General features: G+C 60.6%; 13 protein-coding genes. 8 read left to right on the forward strand and 5 right to left on the reverse strand.

The features are described from left to right. The first annotated feature begins 113 nt into the window (after nucleotides 1-113). From AB4072_RS15805 to AB4072_RS15830, 6 genes are all read left to right on the forward strand, one after another. Complete coding sequence (locus tag AB4072_RS15805) at nucleotides 114-1,709, forward strand: ABC transporter substrate-binding protein (RefSeq protein WP_441969455.1); 1,596 nt, start codon at nucleotides 114-116, stop codon at nucleotides 1,707-1,709. Nucleotides 1,710-1,716: 7 nt separating this feature from the next. Continuing rightward, complete coding sequence (locus AB4072_RS15810; protein ID WP_441969457.1) at nucleotides 1,717-2,772, forward strand: ABC transporter permease; 1,056 nt, start codon at nucleotides 1,717-1,719, stop codon at nucleotides 2,770-2,772. Next, nucleotides 2,772-3,704: an ABC transporter permease gene (locus AB4072_RS15815; protein WP_441969458.1), complete on the forward strand. Its 933-nt coding sequence runs from the start codon at nucleotides 2,772-2,774 to the stop codon at nucleotides 3,702-3,704. Before AB4072_RS15810 ends, AB4072_RS15815 begins: the two co-directional genes overlap by 1 nt. Before the next feature lie 166 nt (nucleotides 3,705-3,870). Then, nucleotides 3,871-4,707: an ABC transporter ATP-binding protein gene (locus AB4072_RS15820; protein ID WP_441969460.1), complete on the forward strand. Its 837-nt coding sequence runs from the start codon at nucleotides 3,871-3,873 to the stop codon at nucleotides 4,705-4,707. 12 nt (nucleotides 4,708-4,719) lie between these two features. After that, nucleotides 4,720-5,490, forward strand: a complete 771-nt coding sequence (locus AB4072_RS15825; protein ID WP_441969462.1) for an ABC transporter ATP-binding protein — start codon at nucleotides 4,720-4,722, stop codon at nucleotides 5,488-5,490. A 146-nt stretch (nucleotides 5,491-5,636) separates the two neighbouring features. Beyond that, on the forward strand, nucleotides 5,637-6,704 hold the full coding sequence (locus tag AB4072_RS15830) for a dipeptidase (protein ID WP_441969463.1): 1,068 nt from the start codon (nucleotides 5,637-5,639) through the stop codon (nucleotides 6,702-6,704). A 210-nt stretch (nucleotides 6,705-6,914) separates the two neighbouring features. Here AB4072_RS15830 and AB4072_RS15835 read toward each other — a convergent pair whose 3' ends face one another. The 4 genes from AB4072_RS15835 to AB4072_RS15850 form a co-directional block, all read right to left on the reverse strand. After that, nucleotides 6,915-7,754, reverse strand: coding sequence for an ABC transporter permease (locus AB4072_RS15835; protein ID WP_441969465.1), 840 nt, complete (start codon nucleotides 7,752-7,754; stop codon nucleotides 6,915-6,917). A gap of 5 nt (nucleotides 7,755-7,759) precedes the next feature. After that, nucleotides 7,760-8,623 carry an ABC transporter permease gene (locus tag AB4072_RS15840; RefSeq protein WP_441969467.1) on the reverse strand — a complete coding sequence of 288 codons (864 nt, stop codon included), beginning with the start codon at nucleotides 8,621-8,623 and terminating at the stop codon, nucleotides 7,760-7,762. Continuing rightward, complete coding sequence (locus AB4072_RS15845) at nucleotides 8,620-9,705, reverse strand: ABC transporter ATP-binding protein (RefSeq protein ID WP_441969469.1); 1,086 nt, start codon at nucleotides 9,703-9,705, stop codon at nucleotides 8,620-8,622. The genes AB4072_RS15840 and AB4072_RS15845 overlap by 4 nt, the downstream gene beginning before the upstream one ends. Before the next feature lie 70 nt (nucleotides 9,706-9,775). Then, entirely contained in the window at nucleotides 9,776-10,849 is a 1,074-nt protein-coding gene (locus AB4072_RS15850) for an extracellular solute-binding protein (RefSeq protein ID WP_441969471.1), read from the reverse strand. Between the two features lie 203 nt (nucleotides 10,850-11,052). Between AB4072_RS15850 and pip the strand changes: the two genes are divergently transcribed. Next, a complete protein-coding gene (gene pip, locus AB4072_RS15855) occupies nucleotides 11,053-12,000 on the forward strand; it encodes a prolyl aminopeptidase (RefSeq protein WP_441969473.1) in 948 nt (315 codons plus the stop codon). 105 nt (nucleotides 12,001-12,105) lie between these two features. Here pip and AB4072_RS15860 read toward each other — a convergent pair whose 3' ends face one another. After that, nucleotides 12,106-12,891, reverse strand: a complete 786-nt coding sequence (locus tag AB4072_RS15860) for a 3-hydroxybutyrate dehydrogenase (protein WP_441969475.1) — start codon at nucleotides 12,889-12,891, stop codon at nucleotides 12,106-12,108. 306 nt (nucleotides 12,892-13,197) lie between these two features. Here AB4072_RS15860 and AB4072_RS15865 point away from each other — a divergent pair, with 306 nt between their 5' ends. Then, on the forward strand, nucleotides 13,198-13,704 hold the full coding sequence (locus AB4072_RS15865) for a cytochrome b (RefSeq protein ID WP_441969477.1): 507 nt from the start codon (nucleotides 13,198-13,200) through the stop codon (nucleotides 13,702-13,704). Nucleotides 13,705-14,312 lie beyond the last annotated feature (608 nt).

Raw genomic sequence — 14,312 nt, forward strand, 5'->3', positions numbered from 1 at the left:
ATTGCGCGGAGTTTACCACTTCATATCCAGTTGATGGACTCGACAGACATCATCTGATTTGTATTCATAAGACCACTGTGAGGCGCACTCTGCGCTTCGGGGGAACACATAAAATGAAGAAACTTCCGAAATTTTTCCTGTCCGCGGCCCTGACCGCGACCATGGCTACGTCTTTCTCGGCCGTCATGGCGGCGACGCCGCCGGACACTCTGGTCCAGGCCTGGCAGATCGACGACATCACCTCACTCGATCCGGCTGAAATTTTCGAGTTCAGTAACTCCGAAATCGCCGGCAACACCTATGAGCGTTTGATCAACTACGATCCCAAGGACGTCTCGAAGATTTACGGCGAAGTTGCCGAGTCCTGGACCGTCTCTCCCGACGGCAAGACTTTCACCTTCAAAATCCGTCAGGGCAAGAAATTCGCTTCCGGCAACCCGCTGACCGCCGAGGACGTCGCATTCTCGTTCCAGCGCGCCATTCTCCTCGACAAGTCCCCGGCCTTCATCCTCGGCCAGTTCGGCCTGTCGAAGGACAACGTGAAGGACAAGATCAAGCAGACCGGTCCCTTCGAGCTGACGATGGAGCTCGACAAGCCCTACGCTCCCACCTTCGTTCTCTACTGCATGACCTCGACCGTCGCTTCCGTCGTTGACAAGAAGCTGGCGCTGCAAAACGAGAAGGACGGCGATTTCGGCTATAACTGGCTCAAGACCCACTATGCCGGTTCCGGCCCGTTCGCGATCCGCGACTGGAAGGCCAACGAAGTCGTGGTTCTCGAGCGCAATCCGAACTCCGACAAGAAGACCCCGCTCGCCCGCGTGATCTACCGTCACATCAAGGAGACGGCGACGCAGCGCCTGCTGCTCGAAAAGGGTGACGTGGACATCGCCCGTAACCTGAACCCGCAAGAGCTGGACGCGGTCGCCAAGAACCCGGACATCAAGGTCGATAACGGCCCGAAGGGCACCGTCTATTATCTCGGCCTGAACCAGAAGAACCCGAACCTCGCCAAGCCTGAAGTCCGGCAGGCTCTGAAGTGGCTCGTGGACTACTCGGCCATTGCCGACACGATCATGAAGAACAAAGGCGAGGTCCATCAGGCCTTCCTGCCGAAGGGTTTCCTGGGCGCGATCAACGACAACCCCTACAAGCTCGACGTCGCCAAGGCGAAGGAGCTTCTCGCCAAGGCCGGCCTCAAGGACGGCTTCACGGTGACGATGGACACCCGTTCGACCCCCGAAATCACGGGTATCGCGCAGGCCATCCAGACCACCTTCGCCCAGGCTGGCGTGAAGGTTGAAATCATCCCCGGCGACAGCAAGCAAACCCTGACCAAGTACCGCGCTCGCCAGCACGATATCTATATCGGCAACTGGGGTGCGGACTATCAGGACCCGAACACGAACGCCGATACCTTTGCGGCGAACGACGACAACTCGGATACCGCCAAGGCGAAGCCGCTTGCTTGGCGCAATGCCTGGGACCCGGGCCAGCTTACGGCCAAGACCCGCGCTGCGGTTCTGGAGCGCGATGCTGAAAAGCGTGCGGAAATGTACCGCGATCTGCAGAAGGCCGTTCTCAACGACGGCCCCTTCGTGACCTTCCTTCAGCAGATCGAAGTGATTGCCTCGCGCAAGAACGTCGAAGGTGTGGTGATCGGCCCGTCCTTCGACATGAACAGCGTCATGCAAGCCAAGAAGAACTGATTCTTCGATGGCTGCTGCAACTCTGACGCAGAGCGGAGGGCATCATGCCCTCCGCTTCTTCCTTTTAAGGACCTTGCAATTTATCGCTGTGCTGGCGACGACCCTTCTTGGGTTGGTTGCCGTCACGTTCTTTATCGGCCGTATCGTCCCGATCGATCCCGTTCTCGCCATCGTCGGTGATCGGGCTCCCGCGCATGTTTATGCGCGTGTCCGTCAGGAGCTCGGCCTCGATCTTCCGATGATCCAGCAATTCTGGATCTATCTGAAGAAGGCCATCTCCGGCGATTTCGGCAATTCGGTGCTCACCACCAATCCGGTGATGTCCGACATCATCAATGTTTTTCCCGCCACGCTCGAACTGGCGACGCTGGGTACGATTATCGGCACCCTCGTCGGCATCCCTCTCGGCGTGCTCGCCGCGGTCAAGCGCGGGTCGCTGATCGACCAGCTCGTCCGCGTGCTCGGCCTCATCGGCTATTCGGTGCCGATCTTCTGGCTCGGGCTGATGGCCCTGCTTCTGTTCTACGCCAAGCTCGGTTGGGTCGAAGGCCCGGGCCGGCTCGACGTGAGCTATTCCTACATGTACACGCCCGTCACCGGCATCGTGCTCATCGACACACTGATGCAGGGGCAGATAGACGCATTCTGGAACGCCGTGTCGCATGTCACGCTGCCAGCATGTCTGCTGGGTTATTTCTCGCTCGCCTATATCAGTCGTATGACGCGCTCGTTCATGCTCAATGAACTGGCGCAGGAATACGTGATCGCCGCGCGTGTGAAGGGCCTGTCCGAACTACGGGTCATCTGGCGTCACGCCTTGCGCAACGCCGCCGTCCCCTTGATTACGGTGATCGCCCTGTCTTACGCGCACCTGCTTGAAGGCTCGGTTCTGACAGAGACCATCTTCGCGTGGCCCGGACTTGGGCAATACATCACCAACTCGCTGCAAAACGCGGACATGAATGCGGTGCTTGGCGGAACGCTCGCCATCGGCGCCGCCTTCGTCATTCTCAACCTGATGTCCGATTTGCTCTATCGCTTGCTCGATCCGAGGACTCGCTGATGACCGGCGCTGCTCCCCTTTCTGAACCAGCCGGTCTTCGCGCCTGGTTGCTTTCTCCTGAACCGGCCTCGCGCTGGCAGGCACGTCTCGGCCGGCTTTATCTCGGCTGGCGCACCTTCACGAAAAATCCGCTCGCGGTTTTCGGGCTCGGCATCGTCCTGCTGCTGCTGTTCGTCGCCCTGTTTGCGAATTTCCTGGCTCCCTACTCGCCGATCACCGGCGGGGATTTGCGCACGGCACGATTGCTGCCGCCGAGCGCGGCGCATTGGTTGGGCACCGACGATCAGGCGCGCGACATCTATTCGCGCATCATCCACGGTTCGCGCATCACGCTTTGGGTCGTGCTGCTCGTTTCCGTCATCGCGACGCCGATCGGCCTCCTCGTTGGAACCGTGTCCGGCTATGTGGGCGGTTGGGTCGATACGGTGTTGATGCGTATCACCGATATCTTCCTCGCCTTCCCTCGCCTCGTGCTCGCACTCGCCTTCGTCGCGGCGCTTGGGCCCGGCATCGAGAACGCCATCATCGCCATCGCCATCACCTCATGGCCGCCCTATGCGCGTATCGCGCGCGCCGAGACGCTGATGATCCGCAACAGCGATTTCATCGCGGCGGTGAAGCTGCAAGGCGCATCGACGCCGCGCATCATCTTCGGGCATGTGGTGCCTTTGTGCATCTCCTCGCTCATCGTGCGCGTGACGCTCGATATGGCGGGCATCATTCTCACCGCTGCCGGCCTCGGCTTCCTCGGCCTCGGCGCACAACCGCCGATGCCGGAATGGGGGGCGATGGTCGCAACGGGCCGCAACTATCTCATCGATCAATGGTGGGTCGCAGCAATGCCCGGTCTTGCCATCTTCGTGGTGAGCCTGGGCTTCAACCTCCTGGGCGACGGCCTTCGTGACGTGCTCGATCCAAAGGCCGCAAAATGACGACATACAACCTTTGTCATTCCGGGGCGCCGAAGGCGAGCCCGGAACCCATAACCACGAGGGCTCCGGAAATCAGCGGAACGGGTCGTCATATTTTTGCAATCATCGCGGCTCTGGGTTCCGGACTCTCGCTGCGCTCGCCCCGGAATGACCGAGGAGGAAGAGCATGACGAAACCTCTTCTCGAAGTCGAAGATCTTCGCGTCCGCTTTCACCTTCGCACGGGCACCGTCGAGGCGGTGCGCGGTGTGTCGTTCCAGCTCGGCCGCGAACGGCTCGGCATCGTCGGCGAATCCGGTTCCGGCAAGTCGCAGACGGGCCGCGCCATTCTAGGCCTCACGCCACCTCCCGGCGAAGTGACCGCGAAGAAACTCACCTTCGACGGCATCGACCTTCTCACCGCCTCGAAGCGGACGCTGCGTACGTTACGCGGTGGGCGCATCAGCATGGTGATGCAGGATCCGAAATATTCGCTGAACCCGGTGATGACCATCGGCGAGCAGATCATCGAAGCCTATCAGGCCCACGCCAAGGCCAGCCGCGCGGAAGCGCGCGACAAGGCGCTGGCGATGTTGGAGGCCGTGAAGATGCGCGATCCGGCGCGCGTGTTCAGCCTTTATCCGCACGAGGTTTCGGGCGGCATGGGCCAACGCGCGATGATCGCCATGATGCTCGTGACCGAGCCCGATCTTCTGATCGCGGACGAACCCACATCGGCGCTCGACGTGACGGTGCAGATGGAAGTGCTGCGCATTCTCGACGAACTCGTGGCCGAGCGTGGCATGGGCCTCATCTTCATTTCACACGATCTGAAGCTTGTCTCTTCCTTCTGTGACCGGGTGCTCGTGATGTATGCGGGCCACGTGGTGGAAGAACTCGAAGCCAGGAACCTGCGGGCTGCCAAGCATCCCTATACACAAGGGCTCATGCGCTGCCTGCCAACGCTCGCAAACGATGTTCGCCCCCTCCCCACCCTCAACCGCGATCCGGCTTGGGCGCAATAAAGGCAGCGTTCGATGCTCGATATTCAAAATCTTCGCGTCACCTATGGAACAGGTCGCTTGCAGGTCGATGCGGTCAAGGACGTGAGCTTTCGCGTCGAGACCGGTGAGGCCTACGGGCTTGTCGGCGAATCCGGCTCCGGCAAATCCACCGTGCTGCGCGCCATCTGCGGCCTTGCGCCGGTCTCCGGCGGGCGCGTGCTCGTCGATGGCGGCGAACTGCGCACGCCCCGCAACAAGGCATTCTATCGCACCGTACAGATGGTGTTCCAGGATCCTTACGCCTCACTTCATCCGCGTCACACCGTGGACCGGACGCTCTCTGAGCCCCTCGCCATTCACGGCGTGAAGGATGCGGAGGCGCGTATTCTTCAAGCGTTGCGCGAGGTGGGCCTCGGCCCCTCCTTCCGCTTCCGTTATCCGCACCAGCTCTCCGGTGGCCAGCGTCAGCGCGTCGCCATTGCGCGTGCCATGCTTTTGCGCCCGAAGGTCCTGCTCCTCGACGAGCCGACTTCCGCGCTCGATGCTTCGGTGCAGGCGGAGATCCTGAATCTGCTCGATGAACTGCGCCGCAATCTCGGCCTCACCTACATCCTCGTCAGTCACGATCTTGCGGTCGTCGCGCATCTCTGCGAGCGACTTCTCGTGATGCGGCACGGCGAGGCTGTGGAAGAGACGACCGCGCAGGCGCTCAGAACCAATCGGGCCGGGAGCGACTATACGCGCTCGCTCATCAATGCGAGCCAAGGGTTCTCACGCGAAGTCGAGCGCCCGGCAGTCGCCTAGAGCTTGATCGTGTCTCTTTGAAACGCGATCAAGCTCTAGATTCTTTGGTGCCGCATGATCCGGGCGAACAACCGGCTTCCACTTGTTCTGATCATGCTCTAGATCCGAAATCACGCCACTCCTTTCTCCACATTTCGCGGAAAACGATGCCCTCCTCCTCTCTCGTTCCTGTCTTCGACGGCCATAACGACGTTCTGTATCGCCTGATCCAAGGCAAGGCGCAGCCGGAACGCGCTTTTCTCGACGGCGACAATCAGGGGCATCTCGATCTGCCGCGCATGAAGAAGGGCGGTTTCGCGGGCGGTTTCTTCGCGGTTTACGTGTCGTCTCAAAGCGGCGGGCTCGATGTGGATGCGATGATGACGCAGCCGCAATACGATGTGCCGCTGCCCGCGCCGCTCGAACTGGCACCGAGCCAACGCGTGACATTGCAGATGGCCTCACTGCTCTTTCGGATCGAGCGGGAATCGAAGGGTCAGGTGAAGGTGTGCCGCACGGCGGCCGACATTCGCGAGTGCTTCAAGACCGGAACCTTGGCGACGATCCTTCACATCGAAGGAGCGGAAGCCATTGATCCCGACTTCCATATGCTGGACGTTCTCTATGAGAGCGGGTTGCGCTCCATCGGCCCGGTCTGGAGCCGCCCGACCATCTTCGGTCACGGCGTCCCCTTCCGCTATCCCTCCACCGCCGATACAGGCCCCGGCCTCACCGATCTCGGGCGCGAGCTGATCAAGGCGTGCAACCGCCTCAAGATCATGATCGACCTTTCGCATCTGAACGAGAAGGGCTTTTGGGACGTGGCGAAGCTCTCGGATGCACCGCTCATCGCGACCCATTCCAATGCCTATGCGGTCTGCCCGCATTCGCGCAATCTGTCGGACAAGCAGCTCGCCGCGATCCGCGAGAGCCGCGGCATGGTCGGCGTGAACTTCGCCACCTCCTTCATCCGTCCCGACGGCCAGCGCGGCGCGGATACGCCACTCACCGACATGATCCGCCACATGGATCACCTGATCGCCCATGTGGGCGTGGACGGTGTGGGCTTGGGCTCCGATTTCGACGGCGCGACGATCCCTGCCGATATCGGTGACGTCACCGGCCTGCCGGTGCTGATCGAGGCCATGCGCAAGCACGGCTACGACGAGGCGACGATCCGCAAGATCTGCTACGAGAACTGGATCGGCGTTCTGGAGCGCACCTGGGGCCGCTGAACACGGAACCGATTCTGAAATGAAAAGGGCGATGTGAATGATCACATCGCCCTTTTGTTTTGACGACAGCTCAGAACTTTAAGAACACTCGGAACCGCTGGAACCACAGCCTCACCCTAAAGAGCCGCGAAGCGGCATCTCGAAGGGTCGGGAGCGAGCTGGACAATCCTTTGAGACGCCATTCCTTCCGGAATAGCTCCTCAGGACGTCTCAGCGTTCCTCCTTCGACGTCAGCGCGAACAGGCTGGCGAGGCCGCCGACCGCGACCATCACGAGAAGGCTCACCGCGTTGATGGCCGGTGTCGCGCCTTCGCGCATCTGCCCATACATGGTGATCGGTAGCGGTGGATCGGAACCAACAAGCATCAACGTGGTGTTGAAATTCTCGAACGACATCAAGAGCGCCACGAGTCCAGCGCCGATGAGCGCAGGGCTCAGGAACGGCAATGTCACCGTGCGAAGCACGCGCGCGCGGCTGGCACCGAGATCGAACGCGGCTTCCTCGAGCGAGCGGTCGAACTTGCGCAGACGCGCGGCGATGATGAGTGTCGCGATGGTAAGGATGAAGGAGAGCTGGCCGAGCACAATCAGCATCAACCCCGGCCGCAACCCATCGATATCGGTCTGAAGGAAATCCTCCAGTCCGTTCGCGAGCCGCGAGAAGAAAGCGAGGATCGATATACCGAGGATGACGCCCGGAATGACGAGCGGCCAGAGCATCATCATCGCGAAGAGGGTCTTGCCGGGAAACTCCGCGCGCTCCAGCACCCACGCATTCACCGTGCCGATGACGACGGCAAGCACCGCGACAGGCACTGCCACCTTCAGGCTGTTGAGAATGGTGGTGAGCCAGATCGGATCCATCAACACGCCGGGCTTGCCGAAGACGGAGCCCGTGCCGATGAACCATTCCAGCGTGAACCCTTTCCACGGCGGAGACGGGAACGGACTCGCGTTGAAGGCGAAGATCGCAACGACGAGAAGCGGCGCGAACAAAAAGAGGTAGAACGCCGCGATGTAGAATTTCCAGAGGAGAGAAGGACGGCTCATGATGGTCAAGCCTGTCTCAGGGTCGTGCCGAGGCTCTGGCCCGACAAGCGCAGACCCGCCCACACGATGATGGAGGAAAGCACGAGCAGCAGCATGCCGAAGGCGGCGCCTTGTGGCCAGTTGAAGCGCGTAATGAATTGCGCGTAGATCTGCTCCGTGAACCACAGGCCGTTCTTGCCGCCGAGAAGAACCGGCGTCGCGAAATTGCCGACGGTCAACATGAACACGATGATCGAACCCGCGACGATGCCAGGCATGGCATGCGGAATGACGATGCGGCGAAGCACCGTCCAGCGACTGCCGCCGAGATCGTAACCGGCCTCGACGACGGAGGGCTCAAGGCTCTCCAACGCATTGGCCAGCGGCACGATCATGAAAAGAAGCCCGCCATAAACGAGGCCGAGAATGACCGCGCCGTCGTTGTAGAGCATCTCCACCGGCTTGCTCGCGAGCCCGAGGCTTTGCAGCACGTACGAGATCACGCCGGTCTCGCGCAGAAGCATCATCCAGCCGAGCGTGCGCACGAGCTCCGACACCCAAAAGGGCAGAAGGCACATGAGCAACAGCATCGCCTTCAGGCGTCCCTGCGCCACGCGCGCGATGTAGAGCGCGATGGGAAAGGCGAGTACGAGCGTGCAGGCCGTCACCAGGATCGACATGATGGCGGTGCGCGCAAAGGTGCGCCAGTAAAGCGGCTCGGTGAAGAATTCGAGATAGTTGCCGAGGCCGAACGTGTAGACCCGTGGCGCGACCCGCTCGCTGAACGAGAGGATCAGGATTTCCACGTGCGGGAGAATGATGAGCAGGCCCAGCCATAGAACGGCGGGAGCCAGCAACAAGAAGAGGGTGAGACGCTGCGCCGGTTTCATGCGGCGAAAACTTTCATGGAGTCGGCAGCCCATCCGAAATGGATCGGCGCGCCGACGCCGATGCCCGCGAGCGGCCCAGCTTGTGGCAGAACGGCACGCGCCGGCTGTTCGAAACCGGGCGCTTCGATCAGGAGGCTCGAATTCGCGCCATCGAAGAGCACAGCGGAGACACGGCCCTCGAAACGATTGGCGACGTTCCCGAGCGCCGCCTGATCCGCGCCGAGAGCGATCGCTTCCGGACGCACGAAGCAGAGCGATTGCGCCTTGCCGACTTCGCCCTTGCCCTCGATCGTCGCGCCAGACGGCAGCCGAATGGTTGCGCCACTGGCGGAGGCGGAAGCTGTCTCGCCCGACCAACGATTGGTTTCGCCGACGAAGCTCGCGACGAAGGGCGTCTGGGGATTGTTGTAGAGTTCGCGCGGGCTTCCCACTTGCTCGAAATGACCCTGGTTCATCACCGCGATGCGATCCGACATCACCAGCGCTTCCGACTGGTCGTGCGTGATGTAGACGAACGTGGTGTTGAACATGCTCTGGAGCTGTTTCAGCTCGATCTTCATGTGCTCGCGCAGCTTCAGATCGAGAGCGCCGAGCGGCTCATCGAGAAGCACGAGTGTGGGTTCGAGCACGAGGCAGCGGGCGATGGCCACGCGCTGGCGCTGTCCACCCGAGAGAGCCGTCACGCGACGCTCTGCGAAACCTTTCAGACCGACCCGCTCCAGCATGCGCGTGGCGCGCTCGTCCGCTTCCGCGCGAGTGACACCGCGGCAAGTCAGACCGTAGGCCACGTTCTCGCCGACGCTCATCATCGGGAACAGCGCGAGGCTCTGGAAAACCATGTTGACCGGGCGGCGGTTCGCCGGAACGCCGATCATGGATTTTTCGCGAATGCGGATATCGCCGGAAGTCGGGTCCTCGAACCCGGCAATCATGCGCATCAAGGTCGTCTTACCGCAGCCCGAGGGGCCGAGGATCGAGAAGAACTCGCCTTGAGCGACGCTGAAGGACACGCCATCGACGGCATTGTAGGAGCCGAAACGCTTGATGACGTTGACGATATCGAGATCGATTGATGAAGCCATGGAAGGTCTTGGATAATAAAGAGCCATCCCCCGGACGAACCGGGGGATGGCGATCAAGGGGACGAGGGATTTACGAGCCGGCCTTCAGACGATCGAGGACCTTGCCTTCGATCTCTTCGAGGCCAGCCGGCACAGACGGATACCACTTGATGTTGTCGATAGCAGCCTTCGGGAAGCTCTCGGCGAACTGATCCTTGAGCTTGCCCTGCATCAGCTTGTCGGCGCCATTCGAAGCCGTGAAGTTGCCGGCGGCAGCCGCAACCTTCGCAGCGATCTCAGGGCGCATGTTGAAGTTGATCCACTTGTAGGCGGCATCGTCGTTGCGGCCCTTGGCGGGAAGCGCGAAGGTGTCGATCCAGCCGAGCGCGCCGGACTTCGGAGCGACGAACTTGATGTCCGAATTCTCGGTGTTGAGCTTCCAGCCCCCCGTATCCCAAGCCATGGCGGCGACGACTTCACCCGAGCGCAGTGCGTTCAGGAGCTGGTCCTTGCCGTCCCAGAAGAACTTCACGTTCTTCTTGCACTCGGCGAGCTTGGCGCCGACCTTGTCCATCAAAGCCGAATAGGCCTTGACATCCTTGTAGGCCGCGAAGGGATCCATGCCATTGGCGAAAGCGAAGGCGATGAGAGCCGGACGCTTGGCGCGGAAGCTCGACTTGCCGGCGACCGCCGCGCCGCAAAGGTCGTTGTAGTCCGCAACCGCGGGAGCGGCCTTGGTGTTCACGATGAGGCCGTCGGTGCCCCAGATGTGCGGAACGCCATAGACCTTGCCGTCGATGGTGGTGTTCTTCTTGGTGGCTTCGAGCATCGAGCCGATGAAGAGATCGGACTTGAGCTTGGAGACATCCATCGGCTTGTAGATGCCGAATTCCTGCTGCGGGCCCGCGATGCGGTCCTGGCTCGGCTGCACGAGGTCGAAGCCCGCGCCCTGCGTCGCGCGCAGCTTGGAGATCATCTCTTCGTTGTTCGAAAGAGTGATCTCGACTTCGATGCCGGTTTCCTTGGTGAATTGGTCGACGACATCCTTGGGAGCGTAATCAGCCCAGGTCAGAAGCCGCAGTTTCTCGGCAGCCTGAGCGCCACCAGCGAGCATCAAGGCTGCAAGAGCCGTAGCCAGCTTCAAGCCGGCGCGTTTCGTCATCATCGTTAGTTCCTCCAGTATGGACCGGGTTGTACCCGCGTTCCCCAGTTGCAAAACTATATGACAGTCGAGCGACAAGCTACTGTCTAAAAGGGGGTTATCCCATCTTCGTAAGCCGGCTTAGTTAATCCTAAGGGCAGTTCGGGCCTGCTGGCAGGGGCTCCTCCACCCTGTTATGAGGGACTGCCCTTTGGAGATCCTGAACGATGCGGACGCTTTATCCTGAGATCGAACCCTACGATCATGGTTGGCTCGATGTGGGCGACGGTCACAAGGTCTATTGGGAGGTTTGCGGCAATCCAAAGGGCAAGCCGGTCGTCTTTCTCCATGGCGGCCCCGGCGGCGGCTGCTCGCCATCCCAGAGACGCCAGTTCAATCCGGAGAAATACCGCATTCTCTTGTTCGATCAGCGCGGGTGCGGCCGCTCGGCTCCCTATGCGAGCATCGAGGCCAACACGACCTGGCACCTCGTCGCCGATATCGAGCGCCTGCGCGAAATGCTCGGAGTCGAAAAATGGATGGTGTTCGGCGGCTCCTGGGGGAGTACGCTTGCATTGGCTTATGCGCAGACCCATCCCGAGCGCGTGAGCCAGCTCATCCTTCGCGGCATCTTCGCGCTGCGGAAGGCGGAGTTGCTCTGGTACTATCAGGAAGGCGCGTCCTGGCTCTTTCCGGAAAAGTGGGAGCGCTATCTGGCGGCGATCCCAAAGGAAGAGCACGGCGACCTCATGGGCGCCTATCGCCGCCGCCTCGTTGACCCCGATCCCGCCGTGCAACGGCAGGCCGCGCGCGCATGGAGTCTGTGGGAAGGCGAGACGATCACGCTGTTGCCGAACGAAGCCAACACAAACCAGTTCGGCGACGAGCACTACGCCCTCGCCTTCGCGCGCATCGAGAACCACTATTTCGTCAATGAAGGTTGGCTCGAGGAAGGCCAGCTCATCCGCAATGCGGGACGCCTGAAGAACATCCCCGGCGTGATCGTCCAAGGCCGCTACGACGTGGCGACCCCGGCGAAGACTGCGTGGGATCTGCACAAGGCCTGGCCCGAAGCGCGCTTCATCATGGTGGAAGACGCCGGCCACGCCTTCACCGAACCGGGCATCCTGCATCACCTTATCGAGACGACGGATGCTTTTGCGGGCGAATGGTGAGTGGCGAGTGGAGATCAGAGGGGCTGAAGGCGGGAACTAAATCTGTCTCTTTCGTGAGCCAGCACATAGCAACCATTCACCACTCACCACTCACCATTCGCCCACCTATTTCGCCGTCCAGCCGCCATCCATGGACATGTTCGCGCCGGTGATCTGGCTTGCCGCATCCGAAGTGAGGAACACGGCGAGAGCCGCCACCTGATCGACAGTCACGAATTGTTTGGTGGGTTGCGCTTCGAGCAGTACATCGTTGATGACCTGCTCCTTGGTGAGCCCCCTCGCTTTCATGGTGTCCGGAATCTGCCTTTCGACAAGCGGCGTCCACACATAGCCGGGGCTGATGCAGTTGACCGTGATGCCGTCAGTGGCGGTTTCGAGGGCGACCGTCTTGGTCAGGCCGGCGATGCCGTGCTTGGCCGCCACATACGCCGACTTGAAGGGTGAGGCGATGAGGGAATGCGCCGAGGCCGTATTGATGATGCGTCCCCATTTGCGCGCCTTCATCCCGGGAACCGCCGCGCGGATCGCATGAAACGCCGAGGACAGATTGATCGCAATGATCTGGTTCCATTTCTCGACGGGGAAGTCCTCCACCGGCGAGACGAACTGGATGCCCGCATTGTTGACCAGCACATCGACGGAACCGAAGGTCTTTTCCGCCAGCGCGATCATGTCGGCGATCTCGTCGGGCTTCATCATGTCGGTCGGCGAGTAGATCGCCTTGACGCCGAACTCCTTCTCGATCCCGGCGCGCTCCTTCTCGATTTCCGCCGCATCACCCATGCCGTTGATGACGATGGAGGCTCCCTCCTTGGCGAAAGCCCGCGCGATGGCGAGCCCGATGCCGCTGGTCGAGCCCGTGACGACCGCCGTCTTCGACTTCAAAGTCATAAATCCGCTCCAGTGATGGGATTGATATAGTGTGACTGCACCTTAGTGCATGATCCTGGGAACGGAAAACCGGTTCTCCTGAAAGATCGTGCAAGTCAGAAAGTTAGCGCCCCGATCCTGTTTCGACGAGGCATGTCTCGACTCTAACGCCGTGTCGCAAGCGCGTATACTCGCCTTACGGTTAGCCCTCCCCTGCTGCGCGGAGGTCATGCTCCCCATGCCGGACCAAGGGTCGATGTTACAAAACTTTAACTCGCCCCGCCCGCCAATCATCTTAAAACTATTCTGAACTGAAGGAGATTGTTCATGCAGCGTTATTCCAAGGTGATGATTTACGCTCACTGGGCCACCGCCCTTCTCATTCTCGGGGCCTGGATCACTTCGGAAGGCGGTCGCCATATGCGGGAGAATCCGTCCTTGCTGCATTTCTCGCTCGGTCTCGGAGTTCTGGTCCTGATCCTTCCGCGCCTGATTTCCCGGCTTCTGGGTGGAGCTCCTCCGGCCGAGGACGACCAGTCGCGCTGGATGACCCTTGCCGCCAAGGCTGGGCACGGCCTGCTTTATGTTTTCATGATCGGCCTTCCCCTGACAGGCTGGTATGCGGCCTCGCGCATGGGCATTTCCGTCTCCTTCTTCGGGATCGGCGTGCCTGCCCTCACCGGCGCCGTGCAGGGCCCCGCCGGACCGATAGCCGAAATTCATCAGACTGCCGGCACAATCATTCTTTATCTCGCCGGCCTCCATGCGATCATGGCGCTCTGGCATCATTTCGTCCGTCAGGATGGAACCCTGCGGCGTATGAATCCCCTCTGAGGGTTCGTGGTTGGGAGAGGATCCGTTAACCAAGATCGGCCCCCTCTCCACAGTTTCGTGGATGATGCGAATCTTCCCTCTTGCAATGCGTAGGGAAACGGTTATTGGTCCGCTCCCCGGCGCCGAACGCGCAAGCGATCAGGTGCCCGTCGGCTTCCTCAAAGATGAGACGGCCTCCCCTCGGTGAAAGCCAAGGACGGTCATCGTCGGCGAAGAAACGACCCGAGAATGCTCTTTAAAAGACATTCTCCCGGCAGAAGCGCTTTGCGCCCTGTCACTCCAAGAGCCAGATCATCCGAACTCGTTCGGTGACGATTATGGCTCCTCTGAAACATCGGCAAGGTTATTGGGTAGCAAAAGCTTTCCAATAGAAGTTGAACGCAAGAGCAAAACCGCTTTTGCGAACGATGTTGCTTTGCCGAGCGAACGCCGACGCAGAAAAATACTTAGCTTCGACTAAAATTTTTCTGATTAGGTGGTTGACTTAGGAAGTTTGGGTGGTTTAGAAGGCTGCCACTGACGGGGTTTTCACTTAGTGTGTTGCTCTGGACTTTCTGGAAAAGCGGCGATTTTGGGCTAGGGCAACCTGGCGCAGGGCGTTGTTTTCT

This window comes from Microvirga sp. 2MCAF38 (assembly GCF_052115485.1).
Lineage (GTDB): Bacteria > Pseudomonadota > Alphaproteobacteria > Rhizobiales > Beijerinckiaceae > Microvirga.

Coding starts and splice junctions, on each gene's coding strand:
- AB4072_RS15805 (WP_441969455.1), top strand. CDS start 114: ATGAAGAAACTTCCGAAATTTTTCCTGTCCGCGGCCCTGACCGCGACC.
- AB4072_RS15810 (WP_441969457.1), top strand. CDS start 1,717: ATGGCTGCTGCAACTCTGACGCAGAGCGGAGGGCATCATGCCCTCCGC.
- AB4072_RS15815 (WP_441969458.1), top strand. CDS start 2,772: ATGACCGGCGCTGCTCCCCTTTCTGAACCAGCCGGTCTTCGCGCCTGG.
- AB4072_RS15820 (WP_441969460.1), top strand. CDS start 3,871: ATGACGAAACCTCTTCTCGAAGTCGAAGATCTTCGCGTCCGCTTTCAC.
- AB4072_RS15825 (WP_441969462.1), top strand. CDS start 4,720: ATGCTCGATATTCAAAATCTTCGCGTCACCTATGGAACAGGTCGCTTG.
- AB4072_RS15830 (WP_441969463.1), top strand. CDS start 5,637: ATGCCCTCCTCCTCTCTCGTTCCTGTCTTCGACGGCCATAACGACGTT.
- AB4072_RS15835 (WP_441969465.1), bottom strand. CDS start 7,754: ATGAGCCGTCCTTCTCTCCTCTGGAAATTCTACATCGCGGCGTTCTAC.
- AB4072_RS15840 (WP_441969467.1), bottom strand. CDS start 8,623: ATGAAACCGGCGCAGCGTCTCACCCTCTTCTTGTTGCTGGCTCCCGCC.
- AB4072_RS15845 (WP_441969469.1), bottom strand. CDS start 9,705: ATGGCTTCATCAATCGATCTCGATATCGTCAACGTCATCAAGCGTTTC.
- AB4072_RS15850 (WP_441969471.1), bottom strand. CDS start 10,849: ATGATGACGAAACGCGCCGGCTTGAAGCTGGCTACGGCTCTTGCAGCC.
- pip (WP_441969473.1), top strand. CDS start 11,053: ATGCGGACGCTTTATCCTGAGATCGAACCCTACGATCATGGTTGGCTC.
- AB4072_RS15860 (WP_441969475.1), bottom strand. CDS start 12,891: ATGACTTTGAAGTCGAAGACGGCGGTCGTCACGGGCTCGACCAGCGGC.
- AB4072_RS15865 (WP_441969477.1), top strand. CDS start 13,198: ATGCAGCGTTATTCCAAGGTGATGATTTACGCTCACTGGGCCACCGCC.